We start from the raw sequence: 21635 nt of genomic DNA, 5'->3' as shown, positions 1-21635 counted from the left end.
CTACGGGCGGTCCAGCAGCTCCCCGGACGGTTCGGACAGCGTCCCGCCGTCGTTGATCCGCCGGCCGCGCAGCCAGGTGGACCGTACGACGCCGTGCAGGGTGCGCCCGGCGTACGCGGTGATCTTGTTGCGGTGCTGGAGTCCGGCCGGGTCGACGGTGAACGTCGCGTCCGGGTCGAGCACCGCGAAGTCCGCGTCGCGGCCCGGCTCGATGGCGCCCTTCCGGTCCAGCCCGACGAGCGCGGCGGGCGCGGTGGCCATCCAGCGGGCGACGTCCTGCAGGGTGTGGCCGCGCTCGCGGGCGGCGGTCCAGATGGCGGGCAGGCCGAGCTGGAGGGAGGAGATGCCGCCCCAGGCGTCGCCGAAGTCGGGGGTCTTCAGGGCGGCGGTGGACGGCGAGTGGTCGGAGACGACGCAGTCGATGGTGCCGTCGGCGAGGCCCTGCCAGAGGGCGTCCTGGTTGGCCGCCTCGCGGATGGGCGGGCAGCACTTGAACTCGGTGGCGCCGTCCGGAATCTCCTCGGCGGTCAGGGTGAGGAAGTGCGGGCAGGTCTCGACGGTGATCCGTACGCCGTCGGCGCGGGCGTCGGCGATCAGCGGCAGCGCGTCCGAGGAGGACAGGTGGAGGATGTGCACCCGTGCGCGGAGCCGCCGGGCGAGCGCGATCAGTCCGGCGATCGCGTCGTTCTCGGACGCCCGGGGGCGGGAGGCGAGGAAGTCGGCGTACCGGGGGCCGTGCGGCTGCGGGGCGGCGGCCAGGTGGTCCGGGTCCTCGGCGTGCACGATGAGCAGGCCGTCGAAGCCGGCGATCTCGCCGAGCGCGGCGGCCAGCTGCTCCTGGTCGAGCTGCGGGAACTCGTCCACGCCGGACGGGGACAGGAAGCACTTGAAGCCGAAGACGCCGGCGTCGTGCAGCGGCCGCAGGTCCTTGACGTTGCCCGGTACGGCGCCGCCCCAGAAGCCGACGTCGATGTGCGCCTTGGGGCGGGCGACGCCCCGCTTGACGTGCAGGTTCTCCTGGGTGGTGGTCGGCGGCAGGCTGTTCAGGGGCATGTCGACGAGGGTGGTGACGCCGCCGGCCGCGGCCGCGCGGGTGGCGGTCCAGAAGCCTTCCCACTCGGTGCGGCCGGGGTCGTTGACGTGTACGTGGGTGTCGACGAGGCCGGGCAGCAGCACGTCGTCGCCGAAGTCCTCGACCCGCGCCCCGGCCGGTGCGGGGGCGCCGTGCGGGAGCAGCTCCGCGATCTTCCCGTCCCGGACGGTGACGGTCGCCGCGCGCGTCCCCCGCGGGGTGACGACGCGCGTGGAGCGCAGCACCAGATCGATCTCGGACACCCGGTCCCCTCTCGTGCGGTTCCCGCGGGCTTCCGCCCCACGGAATTCAACTTTCTGTTGAAGGAGTCTCACCCCGGTACCGCGACCCGTCAAGACCCTGCCGGGCGCGGGGCGGTGGCCTGGATCGCGCCGCCCGGGACAGGGGCGGGGGCGGGTTCGTGGCGGGATCACGCACCCCAGGGGAGCGATTGGAGGATTCCACAGAATGGATACGCAGTTTCGCCCAGCAGAACGTAGCTCCGGCCAGTGGCCGGGCCCGGTGATCGCGGGTAGCACCCGGACACGGCCGGAGCACGGGCCCTGACCGGCGGGAACGAGTGTGCGACAGGCCGTGTGCCCGCCGGAAGGGACCGGTAGGCTGCTCCGGGTCGGTCCCGGCACCCGAACACCCCAGCCCTGCGCCGAGCCCGCCACCACCTGCCCCGAAAGGAACGCGTCGTGCCGCCGTCCAGCGCCAGCACTTCCGCCGCCGCAGCCAGGCCCGCAGCCGCCGGCGGTGGCGTCCAGTCCCTTGAGCGCGCCTTCGACCTCCTGGAGCGGATGGCCGACGCCGGCGGCGAGGTCGGCCTGAGCGAGCTGTCGACGAGCAGCGGACTGCCGCTGCCCACCATCCACCGGCTCATGCGCACCCTCGTCGCCTGCGGCTACGTCCGCCAGCAGCCGAACCGCCGGTACGCGCTCGGCCCCCGGCTGATCCGCCTCGGCGAGAGCGCCTCGCGCCTGCTGGGCACCTGGGCCCGGCCGTACCTGGCGCGCGCGGTCGAGGAGACCGGCGAGACGGCCAACATGGCGCTGCTGGACGGCGACGAGATCGTGTACGTGGCACAGGTGCCGTCCCGGCACGCGGTGCGGATGTTCACCGAGGTCGGCCGCCGGGTGCTGCCGCACTCCACGGGCGTGGGCAAGGCGCTGCTGGCGGGCCACCCGCCGGAGGAGGTGCGGGCGCTGCTCGGCCGTACCGGGATGCCGGCCGCGACCGAGAAGACCATCACCGACCCGGACCGCTTCCTGGACGCCCTCGAAGAGGTCCGCAGGCTCGGGTACGCGATGGACGACAACGAGCAGGAGATCGGCGTCCGGTGCATCGCCGTGCCGGTGCCCGACTCCCCCACCGCGGCGGCCATCTCCATCTCCGGCCCGACCGGCCGGGTGACCGAGGCCTCGACCGAGAAGATCGTCCCGGTGCTCCAGGAGATCGCGGCCGAACTCTCGGTGGCCCTGGCCAACCAGAACCCGGCGTAACACTCCGGCTCCGGCCGGGGCACCGCGCGGCGCCGCGCCCCGGCCGGAGCTCAGAACCGGCGCGGCGCCTCCCCGTACATGCCGATCAGGTCGCGCAGGTCCGCGAGGGCGGGCGCCAGCGCGCTGACCGAGCCGACCGCTCCCGCGATCAGCAGCAGGGACCGGCGCAGCCGGGAGACCTCGGGGTCGCCTGCGCTCACCAGGGCGTGCAGCGCGGCCAGTTCGTCGTCGGCGGCTGCACGGTCGGGCAACTCCGCCGGGTGGGCGGCCAGTTCACGGCGCAGCCGGGACACCGCCCCGCACAGGGCGACGGCCCGTGGGTCGTCCTCGGCTCCTGCGACTCGCCTGTGCTTCTGCCTCTGCTCCACAACGACGGTACCCTCCACGGCCGTTGGCCCCGCTCCACGACGCGGGCCAGTTAACGCCACCCTGCGCGGTCCGCGCCACACGGAGAGCGAAATCAGGATCACCGAATTCCGGTGCGCAGCGAACGCCTCCATGCGGTACCGTCTCCGGCCCCCGCTCCCCACCGTCACCACCGGCCCCGCAGCGCCCCTCCAGCACCGCACAGCGCCCGGCCATGAGGTAAGCAGGGCCCATGGCAGACATCGCATCCCCGGCCCCGGACACTCCTTCCGCCCGCCGCCCGGTCGCCGGGCTGCTGCTCGCCGCGGGCGGCGGGCGGCGGCTGGGCGGCCGGCCCAAGGCGCTGCTGGATCTCCACGGGCGGCCGCTGGTCGAGAACGCGGCCCGGGTCCTGCGGGAGGGCGGCTGCGACCCGGTGCACATCGTCCTGGGCGCGGCGGCCGGGACCGTACGGGAGCGGGCCGACCTCTCGACGTACGAGACGGCCGAGAACCCGCGCTGGGCGCTGGGCATGGGGTCCTCGCTGCGCGTCGGACTGGCCGCGCTGGCGGGTTCCGGGGCGGGCGCCGTGCTGGTCTCGCTGGTGGACCAGCCGGGGATCGGCGCCGCGGCGGTGGCGCGGGTGATCGCCGCGTACGAGGGCGGCGCCGACCTCGTCGCGGCGGCGTACGACGGCAAGCGCGGGCACCCGGTGTTGTTCGGGGCCGCGCGGTGGGCGGCGGTGGCGGCCGGTGCGACCGGGGACCGCGGGGCACGCGCGTACCTGGCGGAGCACCGAGCCGACCTGACCCTCGTCGAGTGCGCGGACGTGGCCGAGCCGTACGACATCGACACGCCGCGGGACCTGTACCGCCTGGCGCTGCCGGGTGCGCCCCGGGCGGACGGGGAACGGTGAGCACGGTGGCACTCCGGGTCACCAGCACCCTCCTTCTGTCGACGGAGAGAATCTCGACGTCAACAAACCATTGAAGTTCCGCGATAAGGAAACTACTCTCCACTGGTCAGAAGCGCCCTGCACCCGAACGGCGCCCGCCACCGCCGGCCGCGGCCCGCGGCACCCCGTGCCGCGTACCGCCCGGCGGCCGCCCGGGCACCGCCGCTGAATGGAGTGACAGCTCATGTCCGCACCAGCGCCGTCCCCGCTGGCCATCGTCGACGTCGACCCCGGCAAGGCCCCCGCCCGCCAGGACGAGATCCTCACGGAGGCCGCGCTGGCCTTCGTCGCCGAACTCCACCGCCGGTTCACCCCGCGCCGCGACGAACTGCTCGCCCGCCGCGACGCGCGCCGCGCCGAGATCGCCCGCACCAGCACCCTGGACTTCCTGCCGGAGACCGCGCACGTCCGCGACGACGACAGCTGGCGCGTCGCCCCGGCGCCCGCCGCGCTGAACGACCGCCGGGTGGAGATCACCGGCCCCACCGACCGCAAGATGACCATCAACGCGCTCAACTCCGGCGCCAGGGTCTGGCTCGCCGACTTCGAGGACGCCTCCGCCCCCACCTGGGAGAACGTCATCGGCGGCCAGGTGAACCTGATCGACGCGTACGAGCGTCGGATCGACTTCACCGACCCGGACAGCGGCAAGTCCTACGCCCTGAAGCCCGCCGAGGAGCTGGCCACCGTCGTCGTCCGGCCGCGCGGCTGGCACCTGGACGAACGCCACCTCCGGCTCGACGGCGTGCCGGTGCCCGGCGCCCTGGTCGACTTCGGCCTGTACTTCTTCCACAACGCGCAGCGCCTGCTGGACCTCGGCAAGGGACCGTACTTCTACCTGCCGAAGACCGAGTCGCACCTGGAGGCCCGCCTCTGGAACGAGATCTTCGTCTTCGCGCAGGACTACGTGGGCATCGCGCAGGGCACCGTCCGCGCCACCGTCCTCATCGAGACCATCACCGCCGCGTACGAGATGGAGGAGATCCTCTACGAGCTGCGCGACCACGCCTCGGGCCTGAACGCCGGCCGCTGGGACTACCTCTTCTCCATCGTGAAGAACTTCCGCGACGGCGGCGAGAAGTTCGTGCTGCCGGACCGCAACGCGGTCACCATGACGGCGCCGTTCATGCGCGCGTACACCGAACTCCTCGTCCGCACCTGCCACAAGCGCGGCGCGCACGCGATCGGCGGCATGGCGGCGTTCATCCCCAACCGCCGCGACCCCGAGGCCAACGAGACGGCGCTGGCCAAGGTCCGCGCCGACAAGGACCGCGAGGCCGGTGACGGCTTCGACGGCTCCTGGGTCGCCCACCCCGACCTGGTCCCGGTCGCCCGCGCCTCCTTCGACGCGGTGCTCGGCGACAAGCCGCACCAGAAGGACCGGCTGCGCGAGGACGTCGCGGTCTCCGCCGCCGACCTGATCGCCGTGGACTCCCTGGACGCCAAGCCCACCTACCAGGGCCTGGTGGACGCGGTCCGCGTCGGCACCCGCTACATCGAGGCGTGGCTGCGCGGCCTCGGCGCGGTCGCCATCTTCGGCCTGATGGAGGACGCGGCCACCGCCGAGATCTCCCGCTCGCAGATCTGGCAGTGGGTGGACGCGGGCGTCGTGTTCGAGAACGGCGAGAAGGCCACCGCGGACCTGGTCCGCAAGATCGCCGACACCGAACTGGCCGCCATCCGGACCGAACTCGGCGACGAGGCCTTCACCGCCGGCCGCTGGCAGCAGGCCCACGACCTCCTGCTGCAGGTCGCCCTGGACACCGACTACGCGGCGTTCCTGACCCTGCCGGCGTACGAGCTGCTGGACTGACCTCGCCCTGTGGCCACGACGGCGGAGGGAACCGTGCCGCGGCACACGCGCCCCTCCGCCGTCCCCCGCCCCCGTCCCGCCGCCTCCGCCCTCTTCGAGTTAGGCTGCCCTAACTACATTGGGGAGGCGCATCCATGACCGTCACTCAGCCGATCCGTACCCAGGATCTCCGCCGGACCGAAGCACCCCGCTTCGACCACCTGCTGCACTGCGTGCCGGATGTGGCCGCCGCCGTACGGGACTACACGGCGGCCGGGCTGCCCGCGCACACCAACCCCGTGCACGAGGGCTTCCAGAACGGCGCCTGGCGGCTGGACGACCGGTACGTCGAGATCCTGAACGTCGTCGATCCCGCGGTGTACGCGTCGTCCGCGTTCGGCCGGGCCACGGCCGGGTGGCAGCCCCGTATCGACGCGCTGCTCGCGGCCGGCGGCGGCCCGCTGAACTTCGCGGTGCACGTCACGGACACCGGCGCCACGGCCGGGCGGCTGCGCCGCGCGGGCCACGAGGTCGACGTGCACGACTTTTCCTTCCAGGAGGGCCGGGTCACCTTCCAGGAGGCGATCCTGACGGGCCCGCACGTCCCGGTCTGGGCCCCGTTCTTCATCACCGTCCGCGCCGACCCCGCGCTCCGCCGCGAGCACGAGGCGTCCGGCCGCATCGACCGCGGCGCCTTCGACCTCGACGGTTTCCTCGTCGAGACGCCCGACCCGCCCGGCGCCGCCACCTGGCTCAGTGCGCTCACCGGCATCCCGGTGGACGCGGCCGGCACCGCCGTGCCGCTCGAAGGCGGGCGGGTGTGCTTCACCGCCGGACCGGCCGACCGCATCACCGCACTGCTGCTGACGGGTGACCGGCCGCCGCGTACGGAGATCGCCGGGCTGCGGATCCAGGGGGTGCGGGACGGGGACGTGCTCGCGCGGTGACCCGGATTCGTGCGCTGATCGGGGCCGCTGGGCGGGCGCGGCGTGAGAGGGTGAGGGCCCAGGCTCCATTCCTGCTCACCCCTTGTTGAGGCATGATGCGTGTCACCATCGCCGGCGTCTTCTTCTACCTGCAGGCGAACGAGGTGGAGCAGAAGATGAGCGGCGTCGTGCCGGAGCCCGTCAGCGGCGACTCCGTGCTCGTCGGGTCCGTCGCCTATCCCGTCAAGCAGGTCGGCCGGATCGTCACCGGCCAGGACCCGCGGGACTTCAGCGCCGGGGAGATGGTGCGGGCGCTGCGCCGGCTCGGCTTCACCTGCCGGCCCAGGCCCGCCTCGGCCGAACCGTCCCCGCTGCTGTGACGGTACGGCCCGTGGGCCCGCGGCCGGCGGGCCCGCTCACGTCATCGCAGCGCCCAGCCCGACGAAGGCGCAGATGAGGACGGCGAGGATGACGAGCAGGGGCCAGACGAAGCGCAGGTACCGGTCGTAGCCGACCTTGGCCAGGGAGACGCCGCCCATGATGACGGCGGTGGTCGGCACCCACAGGTTCATCCAGCCGCTGGCCGCCTGCCAGGCCGTGACGACCACCGCGCGGGAGACGTGCGCGAAGTCGGCCAGCGGCGCCAGGATCGGCATGGCGAGGGTGGCGTGGCCGGACGTGGACGGGATGAGGAAGGCCAGCGGCAGGTTGACGACGTAGACCATGATGCCGAACAGGGCCGACGGGGTGCCGGAGACGGCGCCCTCGACGGCGTGCAGCACGGTGTCCGTGATCTTCGCATTGTTCATGATCGTCGTGACGCCGCGGGCCAGCACGATCACCAGGGCCGGTGAGACGAACTCGGCGACGCCCTGCACGAAGGTCGAACTGAGCTGCTGTTCACCCATCCGTGCGACGACCCCCACCAGGAGCGAGGCGGTCACGAACAGGGCGGCCAGCTGCGGGAAGGACCAGCCCAGTTCGAAGGCGTACGGCGCGGCGTCGGCGTCCCCGGTGAGCGCCCCGGACCACGGAATCACCGAGAAGATCATGAAGGCGAACACCAGCGCCACGGTGACCAGCACGGTCTTGTGCAGCCCGGTCAGCGGCGGGGGCTCCGCCGCGTCGTCGGCGACCCGGGCGCGGTCCCGGTCACCGGGCCGGAAACCGGCCAGGGAACGGTCCGGATCGGCCTGTACGCGCCGCGCGTAACGCACCACGTACCCGATCGTGACGGCGGTCAGCACCAGCCACATCGCCACCCGCAGCGCGATGCCGTCGCCCAGCGAGATGCCGGCGGCGGAGGAGGCGACGCCGGTGGCGAAGGGGTTGACGGTGGAGCACAGGACGCCGATGCCGGCGCCGAGGATGATCGTGGCGGTGGCCACCATCCGGTCGTAGCCGAGCGCCAGCATCAGCGGGACGACCAGGCCGTAGAAGCCGAGCGTCTCCTCGGCGAAGCCCTCCACCGTGCCGAGCAGCGAGAAGACGGCCATCACGCCGACGATGAGCAGGGCGCCGCGGTGGCGGAGGCGGTGCGCCAGCCGGCCGATGCCGCGGTCCAGCGCGCCGGTGGAGAAGACGACCGTGATGAACGCGCCGATGGCCAGGACGAACAGGAACACGCCCGCGCTGCCGTACAGTTCGCCCGCCAGCGTCGGGCCGACCTGCCCGGTCTTGGCGTCCTGCACTCCGTACAGGCCGTTGACCGGCGACAGGAAGAGGTCGTTGAGGCGGTCGGTGAAGGACTGGCCCGAGGGCGTGCGGTGGTAGGTGCCCTGGAGCGGGGTGCCCTCGCCGTCGCGGTCGTAGGTCCCGGAGGGGATGAAGAAGGCCAGGAGCCAGACCGCGAGGGTCACGACGACCAGGACGGTCAGGGCGCTGGGGAAGGTGAACCCGCGCCGGGGGCGCCGCGGCTCGTCCGGTCCGTCGGCATGGGCCGTGCCGGTGGCCCGGGGCTGCTCGGGGGGCCGGGGGTTCTCGTCGGGCATCGGGACGCTCACGCGGCGGCCCCGGTGCGGAACGCGGCGGCGTACTCGCGCAGGAAGACGGCCTCCGCCAGGGTCGCGGCGCGCAGCTCCGAGATCAGGACCCGTTCGTCGGGCGCGTGCAGGTTGCACTGCTTGTCCTCGGCGCCGAAGATCAGCACCTCGGCTTCCGGGACGGCGCGCGCGAGGCCGTCGACGAGCGGGATGGAGCCGCCGCCCGCGGTGTGCACGGGGTCGGCGCCCCAGGCCCGGCGCATCGCGGCCTCGGCGGCGCGGTAGGCGGGTCCGCCGGTACGGGCCTCGAAGCCGGCGCCCGCGTCGCCGGGCGTCACGGTCAGCGGCACACCGAACGGCCGCAGCCGCTCCAGGTGCCGTACGAGGGCGTCCAGCGCCTCCCGCGGGTCCTGGCGGGGGTGGCAGCGCAGGTTGAGCTTGGCGCGGGCGTACGGCACGACGGCCGAGGCGGCGTGGTCCACCGAGGGGGCGTCCAGGCCCATGACGGTGACGGCCGGGCCGCTCCACAGGCGCTCGCCCAGGCTGCCGGAGCCGAGCAGCGGCAGTCCGTCCCGGACACCGGCCAGGGCGCGGAACTCCGGTTCGGTCGGGGCGGGGCCGGTCCACGGGTCGCGGCGCAGTCCTTCGACGGCGACGTCGCCGTGCACGTCGTGCAGGGTGGCCAGGGCGTTGAGGAGGACGAGCAGCGCGTCCGGTGCGGCGCCGCCGTACTCGCCGCTGTGCACGGCCTCGTCGAGGGTGCGCACCTCCACGGTCAGTTCCGCGGCGCCGCGCAGGCCGGTGACGAGCGTGGGCGTACCGGCGCGGAGGTTGCCCGCGTCGGCGATGATCATCGCGTCGCAGGCGAAGCGTCCGGGGTCGGTGGGCGGGTAATCGTCGAAGGGGCTGCCGTACTCCTCCTGGCCCTCGAAGACGATCTTGATGCCGACCGGGGGCCGGCCGCCGTGGGCGCGCAGCGCGCCGAGGTGGACCAGGAGGTTCGCCTTGCAGTCGGCGATGCCGCGGGCCCGGATGGCGGGGCCGCCCAGCGGGTCGGTGAAGTCGGTGGGCTCGAAGGGCGGTGACGTCCACAGCCGGAGGTCGCCCGCGGGCTGGACGTCGTAGTGGCCGTACAGGAGGACGGTGGGGGCGTCCGGGGTGGGCGGCGGGACGGTGCCCGTGATGACGGGGGCGGTGCCGGGGAGGTCGAGCCGGCCGAGGTCGGTGACGCCGGCGGCGCGCAGCAGGGCGAGGAGTTCGTCGCGCGCCGCCAGGACCGGCTCCGGCGGGTGGCCGGGGAAGGCGACCGAGGGGATCGCCGCGAGCCGCTTGAGGTCGTCGCACAGGCTGGGCAGCAGCCGGTCGACGGCGGCTTCCAGGTCGTCGGCGGCCGGGGGTACGGGGCTCACGCCCGGAGGTACGGGGCTCGCGCCCGGAGGTTCGGATCCGGACGCGGGGGCGGCTCTGCGCGGGGGCTCGGTGTCCGGCTGCCGGGCGTGCGGGTGCTGGGCGTTCGGGTCCACCGCGGAACCCCTCTCCGTGGCGCCGGGCGCTCACTTGACGAACTTTCAGGTTCAATGCAGCATATCGGGCAAAACGCCCACGGCCTGGGCGTCGGCCGCCGCTCAGGCCGGCGGTCCGCCCAGGGTCAGCGCTGCCCGCATCGCCGCGTTCCGCAGGCCCGTCAGCCGCCGCGCGTGCGCCATCCGGTTCATCAGGCGCGCCGTGCGCACGAGCCGCTGAGTCGCGGAACGCCGCGCATGATCATACGTACGGAGAGCCGTCGTCACCTGCGGCGACACCCGCAGAGCCGCCGCCAACTCCACGGCGTCGACGAGCGCTTCACACGCACCGCGTCCCAAATCGGGCGTCATGGCATGAGCCGCGTCACCGATCAGCGCGGTGCGGCCCCGGACGTACGACGGCAGCGGCGGGTCGAGGTAGTACAGGTCCAGGCGCAGCACGCCGGACTCGTCCAGCCGCTCCAGTACGCGGCGCACACCGGCGTGCCAGTGGCCGAAGCGGGAGCGCAGGACGTCGGCCTCGCGGCCCGGCTCGCGCCGCCCTTCAGGTTCCACCGCGCAGGCGAACCAGTTGGTGCGCCCGCCCGTGGTGGGCGTGATGCCGAACCGCAGCCCTTCGCCCCAGGTCTCGGTGACGGCGCCGGTGTCTCCGTCGACCGTACCGCGCCAGGACGACGCGCCGGCGTAGCGGGCACGGTACCGCGGGCCGAACAGGGTGGTACGGGCCGCGCTGTTGAGGCCGTCCGCCGCGACGACCACGTCGTACGCGCCTTCCAGGGAGCGGATGTCGTCGACCGGGCTGGCGAAGGTGACCTGGCCGCCGGCCGCCTCGTACAGGAGACCCAGCAGTTCGGGGCGGGAGATCAGGCGGACGACGTCGCCGGTGCGCCGCTGGAGGGCGGCGACGTCGAGGGTGGCGATCCGTCCGCCGTCGGGACGCAGGAAGGCACCGGCGGTCTGCGGCCGGCTCAAGTCCCGTACCTGCTCGCCGAGGCCGAGGGTGTCCAGTGCGGCCAGCGCGCCGGGCCAGAGCCCGAGGGCGGTGCCGGCCGCGGGGAGGCGGCGGGCACGCTCGAAGACATCGACCGACCAGCCGCCCGCGCGCAGGTGGAGGGCGGTGGCGAGGCCGCCGATGCCGCCGCCGACGACGACTGCCGTGCGTGGTGTCAGCTCCATGCCCCACCACGGTACTATGTTTATAGTGAATCGGCACTACAAACATAGTAGCCGCGGCGGATGAAGCGACGAGAGGTGCGCGGGGTGGCACGACGGCGGGACCAGGTCCTGGACGCGGCGATCGAGGTGCTGGGGGCCGAGGGGCCGCGCCGGCTGACCTACCAGGCGGTGGACGCCGCGGCAGGAGTACCGTCGGGCACCACCTCCAACTACTTCCGCAACCGCGGCGCCCTGATCGACGGCATCGTCGCCCATCTGGAGGCACGGGAGCGCCGCGACTGGGAGGAGTTCGCCCGCCGGACCGCGCCGTCCGACGTACCGGAACTCGCCGCCGCCGTGACGCGTTTCCTGCTGTACGCGACCGGACCGGAGCGCGCCAGGACCGCCGCCCGTTACGCCCTCTTCCTGGAAGCCTCGGCCCGGCCCGAGCTGCGCCCCGCGCTCACCCGGGGACGCGAGACCGTCGTCGGGTGGGGCACGGAGTGGATGCGGCGCTTCGGGTCACCGGCCCCGCGGCGGCACTGCGAGATCCTCTTCGACTACCTGGACGGCGTCGCCTTCCACCAACTCTCCTTCCCCGCGCCGGATTTCGACCCGGGCCCGGGCATCAGGGAACTGCTCACCAGGCTCCTGGACACCCCCGCGGAGCCCGCCGCGGCACCCTGACGGCCGACGCGCCGCGCCACGGCCGAATTCGATGGCCGCACACCGCGGCCTGTGGTGGAGTGACGCCGGTGACCACACACGACACCGAGCAAGCGCGCGCCGCCGCCTACCGCGCGGCGTACGACGAGCAGATGCGCGACCGCGGGTACGCACCGGACACACCGGACACCGAGCGCGTCGGCCCCGTACTGCGCAGGACCCTCCCGGCCGGCCAGGGCGGTCTGATCCTCTACCGCGGCCTGGGCGGGCTCGACGGGGCGGAACTGGACGCCTTCATCGCCGCCCAGCGCGACCACTTCGCCGCGCGCGCCCTGCCGGTCGAATGGAAGTACCACGGCCACGACCTGCCCGCCGACCTGCCGGACCGACTGGTGGCGGCCGGTTTCGCACCGGGCGAGCGGGAGACGGTCGTCATCGGCGAGGCGGCGGAGATCGCCGGGCCGCCGGGCGCGGCGCCGCTGCCCGAAGGCGTACGGCTGCGCGACGTCACCGAGCGCGCCGACTTCGACCGCGTCGGGGAGCTGGCCGCGACCGTCTGGGCCGACGACCGGAGCTGGCTGGCGCCGGCCATGGCACAGTGGGTGGCGGGGCGCGACGGCGACCCGTGCACGGTGACCGTGGCGGAGTCGCTGGCGGGCGAGGTGGTCTCGGCGGCGTGGATGCGCTTCCACGAGGGCACCGACTTCACCTCGCTGTGGGGCGGCTCCACGCTGCCCAACTGGCGCGGCAAGGGCGTCTACCGCGCCCTGGTCGCCCACCGCGCGGCGCTCGCCGTGGCGCGCGGATTCCGGTACGTCCAGGTCGACGCGCTGGAGACCAGCCGCCCCATCCTCAACCGACTGGGCCTGGTCAGCGCGGCCACGACCGTTCCGTACGTCTGGCAGCCGCCCGTCGGCGGGGCGGGCAACGCTTCCTGACGCACCGGTGATTGGCGCGATCTGGTGGGTTACGGGCGTCTCCGGAGTCTGGTAGGAAAGGTTCCTAACGATTGGGATCCCTCACCGCTCCGTGGCCACACCCGGCCCGCTCCCCACTGGAGGACAACCATGCGTGCCCGATCCATAGGCAAGGCGATCCGCAAGCCCGCCACCGGCCTGACCCTCGGTCTGGTCCTGCTCGCCGTACCGGCCACCGCCGTCGCCGGTACGGCGGTCGCCACCACCGGCCAGGCACCCGCCGCGGCCCACGTCACCGCCAAGGCCGCGGCCGGCCTGGACGACCCGGCGAAGAAGGAGATCGCCATGCAGCTGGTCTCCAGCGCCGAGAACTCCTCGCTGGACTGGAAGAAGCAGTACGCCTACATCGAGGACATCAAGGACGGCCGCGGCTACACCGCCGGCATCATCGGCTTCTGTTCCGGCACCGGCGACATGCTCGACCTCGTCGAGCTGTACACGAAGCGCAAGCCCGGCAACGTCCTGGCGAAGTACCTGCCCGCGCTGCGCAAGGTCAACGGCAGCGACTCGCACGCGGGCCTGGGCTCCGCCTTCGAGAAGGACTGGAAGAAGGCCGCCCAGGACAAGGACTTCCAGAAGGCGCAGAACGACGAACGGGACCGGGTGTACTTCGACCCGGCCGTCAAGCAGGGCAAGGCCGACAAGATCGGCGTGCTGGGCCAGTTCGCGTACTACGACGCGATCGTCATGCACGGTGACGGCAGCGACAAGACCAGCTTCTCCAACATCCGCAAGCGCGCCCTGGCCAAGGCCAAGACGCCGGCGCAGGGCGGCGACGAGAAGACCTACCTCGACGCCTTCCTGGACGCCCGGGTGTGGGCGATGAAGCAGGAGGAGGCGCACAGCGACACCAGCCGCGTGGACACCGCGCAGCGCGTCTTCCTCAAGAAGGGCAACCTGAACCTGAACCCGCCGCTGGACTGGAAGGTGTACGGGGACTCGTACCACATCGGCTGAGCGGGGCGACGGCCCGTACCGCACCGGAATTCCGGCGCGGTACGGGCCGTCGGTGCGTCCGCGTCCGTACGGCGGAACGGGGCGCCGCGGTGTACGGCGGCTCAGTGCGCCCCCGCCGCCCGCGCGTCCGGGGCGCCGCGCTCCCGCTGCTGCGGGATCACCTCCAGCGGCGGCTCGCCGCGCCGCTTGCCGAGGTGGTTGAAGGCGAGGTTGAGCACGATGGCGACGAGGCAGCCGGTGCTGATGCCGGAGTCCAGGACGACCAGCATGTCCTTGGGGAAGTCGTGGTAGAACCGCGGCGCCGCGATCGGTATCAGGCCGATGCCGACCGAGGCCGCGACGATCAGCGCGTTCTCGCCCTTGTCCATCGCGGCCGTGGCCAGCGTCTGGATGCCGCTGGCGGCGACCGAACCGAACAGGACGATGCCCGCGCCGCCCAGCACCGGCAGCGGGACCAGCGATATCACCGAGGCGGCGACCGGACACAGGCCCAGCACGATCAGGATCAGGCCACCGGTGGCGACCACGAACCGGCTGCGCACCCCGGTCATCGCGACCAGGCCGATGTTCTGCGCGAAGGCGCTGTTGGCGAAGCCGTTGAAGAGCGGGCTGAGGGCGGTGCCGAGGGTGTCGGCGCGCAGGCCGCCCCCGATGGTGCGCGCGTCGGCCGGCCGGTCCACGATCTTGCCCAGGGCGAGCATGTCGGCGGTGGACTCGGTCATGCAGACCAGCATCACGATGCACATGCTCACCACGGCGGCCGCGTCGAATTGGGGCGCGCCGAAGTGGAACGGCGTCGGGAAGCCGACGAGGTCCGCCTTCGTGATCGCCCCGAAGTCGGTGATGCCGACGGGTATCGCGATCAGCGTGCCGGCGACCAGGCCGAGCAGGATGGAGATCTGCTGGAGGAAGCCGCGCAGCACCCGGCGCAGGACGAGCACGACGGCGAAGGTGAGCGCCGCCATGCCGATGTTGGTCAGCGAGCCGTAATCGGGTGCCTGGGCGTTGCCGCCCTGGGACCAGTTGAAGGCGACGGGCAGCAGGGACACGCCGATCAGGGTGATGACGGTGCCGGTGACGACCGGCGGGAAGAAGCGCACCAGCTTGGAGAAGGAGGGCGCGAGGAGGAAGCCGAGGACACCGGCGACGATCACCGCGCCGAAGATGACGGGCAGCGCGTCGCCGGGGTCCTGTGCCTTGCCGATGGCGACCATCGGGGTGACGCCGGCGAACGAGACGCCGTTGACGAACGGCAGTTTGGCGCCGATCTTCCAGAATCCGAGGGTCTGCAGCAGGGTGGCGATTCCGGCGGTGAAGAGGCTGGCGCCCATCAGGAAAGCGGTCTCGGTGGGGCCGAGCCCGCAGGCCGGGCCGACGATCATGGGCGGGGCCACCACGCCCGCGTACATCGCGGCCACGTGCTGCAGGCCGCTGGTGAACATCTTGACGGGCGGGAGGGTCGCGTCGACCGGGTGCTTACGGTCGCCCTGCGCCGTCCGCCCTGGAGTTGCGGCCACTGCGGGCCTCCTTCGATTTCTGCGCCGCGAGGGGGCGGCGGCGCGAGGCTGTCACGGAGGGCGTGCGTCGGTGCGGTGGTGCAGCGGTCCGCGCTCGTGGCGCGTGCGGAGGGGTGACGGGTGGTCACGTGAACGGGGGGTGACGATGCGCCGTACGACTGGGCCGGGGGCACGGAGAGAGGCCTCCGTGCCCCCGGGTTCCGGCGCTCGTGGATCCCGCTCGGATCCACGAGCTCCCGGCCGGGGCCGTCCCCCCGGCCGAGTTCTCGGGCCGCCGCCGGGCGGGGATCAGCCCTCGGCGGCGATACGGGCCAGGCGCTGGGCCTCGGCTCGTGCGGTACGGGCGACGGTCTCCTCGTCGACGTTGGTCAGCCGGCCGTCCTCGACCACCGGCGCGCCGTCGACCAGGGACAGCGTGACGGGCGCCGCGGCGCCGAAGACCAGGGCGGTCACCGGGTCGGCGATCGTGGAGTGGGCCAGGCCGTCCAGCTTCCACAGCACCAGGTCGGCCAGCTTGCCGGCCTCCAGGGAGCCGATCTCGGCCGTACGGCCCAGCACCTGGGCGCCGCCGTAGGTGCCCAGGCGCAGCGCCTTGCGGGCGTCCAGGGCGGCTTCCCGGTGCGCGCCGAGCCGGTTGATCAGCAGCGCGTTGCGCAGTTCGGTGTGCAGTTCGCCGCTCTCGTTGGAGGCGGTGCCGTCCACGCCGAGACCGACCGGTACCCCCGCGGCCAGCATGTCGGGTACCCGGGCGATACCGGCCGCGAGCCGCGCGTTGGAGGACGGGCAGTGCGCCACGCCGGTCCTCGTCCGGGCGAAGGCGGCGATGTCGGAGTCGTTCATGTGGACGCAGTGCGCCATCCACACGTCCTCACCGAGCCAGCCGGTGGACTCGAAGTAATCGGTCGGGCCCATGCCGAACAGCTCGTGGCAGAACTTCTCCTCCTCGACCGTCTCCGAGCCGTGGGTGTGCATCCGTACGCCCTTGCGGCGGGCCAGTTCGGCGCCCTGCCGCAGGAGTTCGGTGGATATCGAGAACGGGGAGCAGGGGGCCACGGCGATGTGCACCATCGACCCGAAGGACGCGTCGTGGTGGGTGTCGATGGCCTCTTCCGTGGCCTTCAGCGCGCCCTCGGCGGTCTCGACCGCGAAGTCCGGCGGCAGTCCTCCGTCCTTGACGCTGCGGTCCATCGAGCCGCGGGCCAGGGTGATGCGGGCGCCGATCTCGCGGGCGGCGGCCAGTTCGGCGCCGACCAGGTCGCCGGAGCCCTGCGGGAAGACGTAGTGGTGGTCGGAGGCGGTGGTGACACCGCCCCTGACCATCATGGCCAGCGAGCCCTGGGTGGCGGCGGCGAGCATCGGCGCGTCGATGCGGGCCCAGGTCGGGTAGAGGGCCACCAGCCAGTTGAAGAGGTTGTGGTCGGTGGCCAGGCCGCGGGTGATCCACTGGTAGAAGTGGTGGTGGGTGTTGACCAGGCCGGGGGTGACGAGGTGGCCGGTGCCGTCGATGCGGCGGACGACGTCTTCCAGGCCTTCGGGGGCCTTGCCGGCGCCCACCGCTTCGATGAGGTTGCCGGCGACGACGACATGGCCCGAGGCGTACTCGGTGTCGTGGGCGTCGACGGTCGCGATGGCGCAGTTCTCGATGACGATGCGCTGCTTCACCGTGCTGTCAGGGGCTGCCATGGTGGATCCTCTTGCTTTCCTGGAGGGGTCGGGCACGGCAGGGCCCTACGGGATTTGAGTGCCGGAGCCGGGCGAGGCGGCTGACAGTACCGCTGCCCCCTTGGTGCTCCGGGTGCCGAGATGGTGGAAGAACAGGTTGAGCAGGACCGCGACGAGCGCCCCGGCGCTGATGCCGGAGCCGAGCACGGTCTGTGCCCAGGCGGGGAAGTCCTCGTAGAACGTCGGGGCGGCGAGCGGGATGATGCCCGCGCCCAGCGAGACGGCCACCAGGATGATGTTGGAGCTGTCGTCGAGGCCGGCCTCGGCGAGCGTACGGATGCCGCTGACCGCGATCGAGCCGAACAGCACGATGCCGGCGCCGCCGAGGACCGGCATCGGCACGAGGTTGACCACCGCGCCGAGGACGGGGAAGGCGCCGAGGAAGAGCAGGGTGGCGCCGGCCACCGCGACGACGTACCGGCTGCGTACCCGGGTCAGCGAGACGACGCCGACGTTCTGCGCGAAGGCGCTGGTGGGGAAGCCGCCGAAGACCGGCCCCACGAGGGTGGCGAGGCCGTCGGTGCGCAGGCCGCGGGTGATGGTCCGCCCGGTCGTACGCCGTTCGCAGATCTCGCCGACGGCGAGCATCCCGGCCGCGGACTCGGTCATCAGGACCAGCATCACGATGCACAGGGACAGTACGGCGGCGGGCTGGAACTCCGGCGGGCCGAAGGCGAAGGGGGTGGGCAGCGCGGCGACGGGCGCCGCACGCAGCGCGTCGAGGCTCGCCATGCCGAACGGGACCGCGGCGAGGGTGCCGGCGACCAGGCCCAGCAGGAGGGCGATCTGCTTGACGAAGCCGCGGGTGAAGCGCTGGATCAGCAGGATGACGACGAGCGTGAAGGCGGCCAGCGCCAGGTACTTCATGGATCCGAAGTCCGCGGCCTCCTTGTCGCCGCCCTGCGCCCAGCCGACCGGTACGGGCATCAGGGTGACGCCGATGAGCGTGATGACGACGCCGGTGACCAGCGGCGGGAAGTAGCGCAGCAGTCTGCCGAAGAACGGACCGACGGCGAGGCAGAAAGCGCCGGCGACCATCACAGCGCCGTATATGGCGGGCAGTTGGTGGCCCTTGGCGGTGGTCTCGGCGATCGCGAGCATCGGGGTGATGCCGGCCGAGGAGGCGGCGTTGACGAACGGCAGCCGGTTGCCCGCGAACCGGCCGGCGCCGAGGGTCTGCAGGAGGGTCGCGAGTCCGGCGATCAGCAGGCTGGCGGCGATCAGCCGGGTGCGGCCCGCGGTGTCCAGGCCGGTGGCCTGGCCGATGATGAGCGGAGGGGTGACGACGCCGGCGTACATGGCGGCGATGTGCTGCAGGGCGGCGGGGACGAGCCGCTTGGGGGCCGGCTTCTCGTCCACCGGGTGGACCGGTGGGACGGGGTGTTTCTCAACGTGCGGTGGCTGTGCCATGGTCGTTCCCCTCACAGGATTCGCGGGCCCCTCCCCGCTGCGGGACGGGGAGGGACGGCGAGGCACGGCGCTGCGTCGGGAGCCGTCAGAGGTTGGTCAGATCCATCGGGATCTCGGCTTCGACACCGTCGCGCAGGACAGTGGCTTCTATCAGGCCGTACGGGCGGTCCGCCGCGTAATAGACCTCGTGGTCGTTCTTCAGGCCGAACGGCTCCAGATCCACCAGGAAGTGGTGCTTGTTCGGCAGCGAGAACCGCACCTCGTCGATCTCCGAGCGGTTGTTGATGATCCGCGAGCCCATCTGGTACAGGGTCTGCTGGAGCGAGAGGCTGTAGGTCTCCGCGAAGGCGTCCAGCATGTGCTTCCTGACCTGGGCGTAAGAACGTTCCCAGCTGGGCATCCGCTCGTCGTCGTCGGTCCAGTTGAACCGCCAGCGGCCGGAGACCTCGGTGGCCAGGATGCGGTCGTAGGCCTCCTTGAGCGTCGTGTACTTGTCCTTGATGTAGCCCCAGAACTCCGAGTTGGTGGAGTTCATCACGACGAGGTCCTTCAAGCCGGAGATCACCTGCCAGCGCTCACCGTCGTAGGTGATCTGCGTCAGCCGGGTCTCCTGGCCCTTGCGGACGAAGGAGTGCTTGACCTCGTCCGCACCGATGAACTGCGCGTTGGCCTCGGAGGTCTCGATGCGCTCCCAGGCGTACTCCTCGATGCGGATCCGGGCCCGGTGGATCGGCTCCTGGCTGGTGACGAAGTGCCGGGCCAGGTGGATGCCGAACTGCTCGGCCGACTCGATGCCGTACTCCTTGGCGAAGGCGTACACGGTGTTCTTCGTCGTGTCGGTGGGCAGGCAGTGGGCGTTGGAGCCGGAGAGGTGCACCTCTTCGAGGTCGCCGGAGAGCGCGACCGAGACGTTGAGGTCCTTGATGTGGTGGGTGTCGCCGTCCCGGGTGATGCGGACGACGCGGTTTTCCGCCTTGCCGTACTGGTTCTGGCCGAGAATCGCCGGGCGGGAGGAAGCCGGGTGGGCCGGGCGGGAGAAAGCCGGGCGGGCTGGGCGGGAGAGATCTGTCATGGTCGGCGCTAGCTCCCTCGGTATACGGAGTAGCCGAACGGGTTGAGCAGCAGCGGTACGTGGTAGTGCTCACCCGGTGTGACGGCAAAGGTGATCGCCACCTCCGGGAAGAAAGCTCCGCTGTCCCTTACGCGGGGGGCGTCCTGCTGTTCCTCGGCTTGCTGGTCGGCCGGGTCGGCCTTGCTGGCGAGGTACGCCTCGGTCGCGAAGTCCAGGCGTACGTGGGTGGTGCCCGCCGGCAGCGCCGGCAGGTCCTTGCAGCGCCCGTCCGCGTCGGTCCTGGAGGCGCCGTGGGCGCTCCAGGCCCCGTCGGGTCCGGAGCGTGCCGAGAGCGTGAGGGCGATGCCCTGCGCGGGGCGGCCCACGCTGGTGTCCAGGATGTGCGTGGACACCGACGTCTCGTGCCGGGCCGTCTCGCTGCTCATGGTCGTGCTCCTTCCGCGGCGGCTGCCGGGTCCGCCGCGTCGTCGACGAGGCGGCCCAGCCGGATGCGATTGATCTTGCCCAGTTCGGTACGGACGATCTCGCGTTCTTGTTCCGGCGTGTTGTCGAGCCGGTTACGGGCGGCGTCCCGCAGCTGCTCACCGGTCCGGCCGGTGGCGCAGATCAGGAAGACGTGCCCGAACTTCTCCTGGTATGCGAGATTCAGTTCGAGCATTTCCGCCTTGAGGTCGTCCCCGGCCGCGGACATCCCCCGCTGTTCGCGGGAGGAGGTCGCGTCGCCCGGCGTGGGCCGGCCGATGGGCGGGTGGCCGGCCATCGCCTCGGCCAGGTCCGCCGCGGTCAGCTCGGCCATGGCGGCGTCGCTGGCGGCGAACAGGGCGTCGGTGGTGGCGTACGGGCGCCGGGCGAGGATGCGGTTCCCCCACGCTTCGCTGGCGCACGCCTCGCGCAGTGCGGCACGGGCCGTACTGTCGGCTGCGGCGTTGAACCGGGCGAGACCCGGCGTCGGATTCGAAGACACGGGAAGCCTCCGTGGCCTGGTGCTGTACGGGCTCTGCTTGGCTGGAAACAGCTAAGACCTCCGGCAACATCACGTCAACACTTTGTTGAAAACTCGGCGACAAGAAAGCCGCCGTCCGGTTCCCCCGGACGGCGGCTCGTACGCAAGTGCCCAACGGGCACCGCTTCTGGGTCAGTCGGTACCCTTCGCGGCGTTGTCCCTGTTCAGGTAGTTGTAAACGGTGAAGCGGCTGACGCCGAGCGCACTGGCGACCGTCTCGACCCCGTGCCGTACGGAGAACGCGCCGCGCGCCTCCAGGATCCGCACCACCGACTGCTTGGTCCGGCGGTCCAGGTCACTGAGCGGCATGCCGTGCCGGCGCTGGAGCTCGGCGAGGAGATGATCCAGCGACTCCGACAGGTGCGGCAGCCGCACGGCCACCCGGTCCCGCCCCTCCCAGGCCAGGACGACATCGTCACCCTGCGCCTGCTCCGGCGCGATCATCTCCGCACCCATGGCGTCCACCAGTGGCTTCACCGCCTGGACGAACGGGTGGTCGGCGGGCTCGGTCACGTCGCGTCCTCCCCGGCCGGCGCGATCACGTTGACCTGGAGGGAGACGCGGGTGGCGCCGGCCTCCAGGGACCTGCGCAGCAGCGCGTCCACGGCTGACAGCACCTTCTCGCCCTCCCCCTCGGCGGTGTTGCCGAACGGACCGACGTCGACGGCATCCAGCCCGGCCCCCGTGATGATCTCGCGCCCCACGACCGCGTGGGCGGGCGCTTCGTCCAGATCGAACGGTTCCGTCGTGAATTCCACTCGCAATCGCACCATGCCACCAAAGTATCGCCGCCCACCCCCACCCCCTTGACAGGTCCCGAGATCCGCGGGCAATGTTCCAAACAGCAGAAAGAAAGTTCCGCAATACGGAAGGGCGCTCATCCCTCATGGGCTTCTCGGACGCGCGTTTCAACGTCAATCTGTCGATGCTGTTCACCGAGCTGCCGCTGCTGGAACGGCCTGCGGCGGCCGCGGCCGCCGGGTTTGACGCGGTCGAGCTGTGGTGGCCGTGGGTGGACGCCCCGGTGCCCGCGCAGCGGGAGCTGGATGCGCTGCG

The 21635-nt window shown here is 72.3% G+C and carries 21 protein-coding genes and 1 pseudogene; 9 read left to right on the top strand and 13 right to left on the bottom strand.

The features are described from left to right. Entirely contained in the window at positions 1–1335 is a 1335-nt protein-coding gene (gene allB / locus AB0L45_RS38570) for an allantoinase AllB (protein ID WP_365848463.1), read from the bottom strand. Positions 1336–1773: 438 nt separating this feature from the next. Here allB and AB0L45_RS38565 point away from each other — a divergent pair, with 438 nt between their 5' ends. Continuing rightward, on the top strand, positions 1774–2577 hold the full coding sequence (locus tag AB0L45_RS38565; RefSeq protein WP_365848462.1) for an IclR family transcriptional regulator: 804 nt from the start codon (positions 1774–1776) through the stop codon (positions 2575–2577). A 50-nt stretch (positions 2578–2627) separates the two neighbouring features. On the opposite strand, the gene AB0L45_RS38560 is transcribed toward AB0L45_RS38565, so the two are convergent. Beyond that, positions 2628–2945, bottom strand: a complete 318-nt coding sequence (locus tag AB0L45_RS38560) for a DUF5955 family protein (protein WP_365848461.1) — start codon at positions 2943–2945, stop codon at positions 2628–2630. A gap of 230 nt (positions 2946–3175) precedes the next feature. Between AB0L45_RS38560 and AB0L45_RS38555 the strand changes: the two genes are divergently transcribed. The 4 genes from AB0L45_RS38555 (at position 3176) to AB0L45_RS38540 (ending at position 6975) form a co-directional block, all read left to right on the top strand. Beyond that, a complete protein-coding gene (locus tag AB0L45_RS38555) occupies positions 3176–3838 on the top strand; it encodes an NTP transferase domain-containing protein (RefSeq protein ID WP_365848460.1) in 663 nt (220 codons plus the stop codon). Between the two features lie 223 nt (positions 3839–4061). Next, positions 4062–5690, top strand: a complete 1629-nt coding sequence (gene aceB, locus AB0L45_RS38550) for a malate synthase A (protein WP_365848459.1) — start codon at positions 4062–4064, stop codon at positions 5688–5690. A 134-nt stretch (positions 5691–5824) separates the two neighbouring features. Then, positions 5825–6616, top strand: coding sequence for a VOC family protein (locus tag AB0L45_RS38545; protein WP_365848458.1), 792 nt, complete (start codon positions 5825–5827; stop codon positions 6614–6616). Positions 6617–6711: 95 nt separating this feature from the next. Further along, complete coding sequence (locus AB0L45_RS38540) at positions 6712–6975, top strand: SCO5918 family protein (protein WP_365848473.1); 264 nt, start codon at positions 6712–6714, stop codon at positions 6973–6975. Positions 6976–7011: 36 nt separating this feature from the next. Here the strand turns inward: AB0L45_RS38540 and AB0L45_RS38535 are convergent, their stop codons facing one another. The 3 genes from AB0L45_RS38535 to AB0L45_RS38525 form a co-directional block, all read right to left on the bottom strand. Next, entirely contained in the window at positions 7012–8586 is a 1575-nt protein-coding gene (locus tag AB0L45_RS38535) for a YfcC family protein (protein ID WP_365848457.1), read from the bottom strand. 8 nt (positions 8587–8594) lie between these two features. Further along, complete coding sequence (locus AB0L45_RS38530; RefSeq protein ID WP_365848456.1) at positions 8595–9986, bottom strand: M20/M25/M40 family metallo-hydrolase; 1392 nt, start codon at positions 9984–9986, stop codon at positions 8595–8597. A 216-nt stretch (positions 9987–10202) separates the two neighbouring features. Further along, positions 10203–11276 carry an FAD-dependent monooxygenase gene (locus tag AB0L45_RS38525; RefSeq protein WP_365848455.1) on the bottom strand — a complete coding sequence of 358 codons (1074 nt, stop codon included), beginning with the start codon at positions 11274–11276 and terminating at the stop codon, positions 10203–10205. An 84-nt stretch (positions 11277–11360) separates the two neighbouring features. On the opposite strand from AB0L45_RS38525, the gene AB0L45_RS38520 reads away from it, so the two are divergent. The 3 genes from AB0L45_RS38520 (at position 11361) to AB0L45_RS38510 (ending at position 13855) form a co-directional block, all read left to right on the top strand. Continuing rightward, positions 11361–11942: a TetR family transcriptional regulator gene (locus tag AB0L45_RS38520; RefSeq protein WP_365848454.1), complete on the top strand. Its 582-nt coding sequence runs from the start codon at positions 11361–11363 to the stop codon at positions 11940–11942. 68 nt (positions 11943–12010) lie between these two features. After that, a complete protein-coding gene (locus AB0L45_RS38515) occupies positions 12011–12859 on the top strand; it encodes a GNAT family N-acetyltransferase (protein ID WP_365848452.1) in 849 nt (282 codons plus the stop codon). A gap of 129 nt (positions 12860–12988) precedes the next feature. Next, positions 12989–13855 carry a chitosanase gene (locus AB0L45_RS38510; RefSeq protein ID WP_365848450.1) on the top strand — a complete coding sequence of 289 codons (867 nt, stop codon included), beginning with the start codon at positions 12989–12991 and terminating at the stop codon, positions 13853–13855. A 101-nt stretch (positions 13856–13956) separates the two neighbouring features. Here AB0L45_RS38510 and AB0L45_RS38505 read toward each other — a convergent pair whose 3' ends face one another. The 8 genes from AB0L45_RS38505 to AB0L45_RS38470 all read right to left on the bottom strand — a co-directional run bounded on the left by AB0L45_RS38505 (position 13957) and on the right by AB0L45_RS38470 (position 21349). Beyond that, positions 13957–15372, bottom strand: coding sequence for a nucleobase:cation symporter-2 family protein (locus tag AB0L45_RS38505; RefSeq protein ID WP_365848449.1), 1416 nt, complete (start codon positions 15370–15372; stop codon positions 13957–13959). A gap of 288 nt (positions 15373–15660) precedes the next feature. Continuing rightward, a complete protein-coding gene (locus AB0L45_RS38500; RefSeq protein ID WP_365848448.1) occupies positions 15661–17055 on the bottom strand; it encodes an 8-oxoguanine deaminase in 1395 nt (464 codons plus the stop codon). Between the two features lie 45 nt (positions 17056–17100). Further along, a complete protein-coding gene (locus AB0L45_RS38495; RefSeq protein ID WP_365848447.1) occupies positions 17101–18504 on the bottom strand; it encodes a nucleobase:cation symporter-2 family protein in 1404 nt (467 codons plus the stop codon). 85 nt (positions 18505–18589) lie between these two features. Beyond that, positions 18590–19576: a factor-independent urate hydroxylase gene (gene pucL / locus AB0L45_RS38490; RefSeq protein ID WP_365848446.1), complete on the bottom strand. Its 987-nt coding sequence runs from the start codon at positions 19574–19576 to the stop codon at positions 18590–18592. Positions 19577–19584: 8 nt separating this feature from the next. Next, positions 19585–20001: a hydroxyisourate hydrolase gene (gene uraH / locus AB0L45_RS38485; RefSeq protein WP_365848445.1), complete on the bottom strand. Its 417-nt coding sequence runs from the start codon at positions 19999–20001 to the stop codon at positions 19585–19587. Then, positions 19998–20540, bottom strand: coding sequence for a 2-oxo-4-hydroxy-4-carboxy-5-ureidoimidazoline decarboxylase (gene uraD, locus AB0L45_RS38480; RefSeq protein WP_365848444.1), 543 nt, complete (start codon positions 20538–20540; stop codon positions 19998–20000). Before uraD ends, uraH begins: the two co-directional genes overlap by 4 nt. A gap of 171 nt (positions 20541–20711) precedes the next feature. After that, entirely contained in the window at positions 20712–21092 is a 381-nt protein-coding gene (locus AB0L45_RS38475) for a helix-turn-helix domain-containing protein (protein WP_365848442.1), read from the bottom strand. Then, entirely contained in the window at positions 21089–21349 is a 261-nt protein-coding gene (locus AB0L45_RS38470; RefSeq protein ID WP_365848472.1) for a hypothetical protein, read from the bottom strand. The genes AB0L45_RS38475 and AB0L45_RS38470 overlap by 4 nt, the downstream gene beginning before the upstream one ends. 116 nt (positions 21350–21465) lie before the next feature. Here AB0L45_RS38470 and AB0L45_RS38465 point away from each other — a divergent pair. Then, a pseudogene (locus tag AB0L45_RS38465) lies at positions 21466–21635 on the top strand (hydroxypyruvate isomerase); the annotation flags it as partial.

It is taken from the genome of Streptomyces sp. NPDC052496 (assembly GCF_040679095.1).
In the GTDB taxonomy this organism is placed as follows: Bacteria; Actinomycetota; Actinomycetes; order Streptomycetales; family Streptomycetaceae; genus Streptomyces.
Note: the sequence above shows the minus strand (reverse complement) of the source record. Positions and strands in the feature narration are given on the sequence as shown.

What these genes read in the sequence shown, in the direction of transcription:
- AB0L45_RS38500 (WP_365848448.1), bottom strand. Translation starts at nt 17,055, where the DNA reads ATGGCAGCCCCTGACAGCACGGTGAAGCAGCGCATCGTCATCGAGAAC.
- pucL (WP_365848446.1), bottom strand. Translation starts at nt 19,576, where the DNA reads ATGACAGATCTCTCCCGCCCAGCCCGCCCGGCTTTCTCCCGCCCGGCC.
- AB0L45_RS38555 (WP_365848460.1), top strand. Translation starts at nt 3,176, where the DNA reads ATGGCAGACATCGCATCCCCGGCCCCGGACACTCCTTCCGCCCGCCGC.
- AB0L45_RS38540 (WP_365848473.1), top strand. Translation starts at nt 6,712, where the DNA reads ATGCGTGTCACCATCGCCGGCGTCTTCTTCTACCTGCAGGCGAACGAG.
- AB0L45_RS38545 (WP_365848458.1), top strand. Translation starts at nt 5,825, where the DNA reads ATGACCGTCACTCAGCCGATCCGTACCCAGGATCTCCGCCGGACCGAA.
- AB0L45_RS38525 (WP_365848455.1), bottom strand. Translation starts at nt 11,276, where the DNA reads ATGGAGCTGACACCACGCACGGCAGTCGTCGTCGGCGGCGGCATCGGC.
- AB0L45_RS38495 (WP_365848447.1), bottom strand. Translation starts at nt 18,504, where the DNA reads ATGGCACAGCCACCGCACGTTGAGAAACACCCCGTCCCACCGGTCCAC.
- AB0L45_RS38535 (WP_365848457.1), bottom strand. Translation starts at nt 8,586, where the DNA reads ATGCCCGACGAGAACCCCCGGCCCCCCGAGCAGCCCCGGGCCACCGGC.
- aceB (WP_365848459.1), top strand. Translation starts at nt 4,062, where the DNA reads ATGTCCGCACCAGCGCCGTCCCCGCTGGCCATCGTCGACGTCGACCCC.
- uraH (WP_365848445.1), bottom strand. Translation starts at nt 20,001, where the DNA reads ATGAGCAGCGAGACGGCCCGGCACGAGACGTCGGTGTCCACGCACATC.
- AB0L45_RS38510 (WP_365848450.1), top strand. Translation starts at nt 12,989, where the DNA reads ATGCGTGCCCGATCCATAGGCAAGGCGATCCGCAAGCCCGCCACCGGC.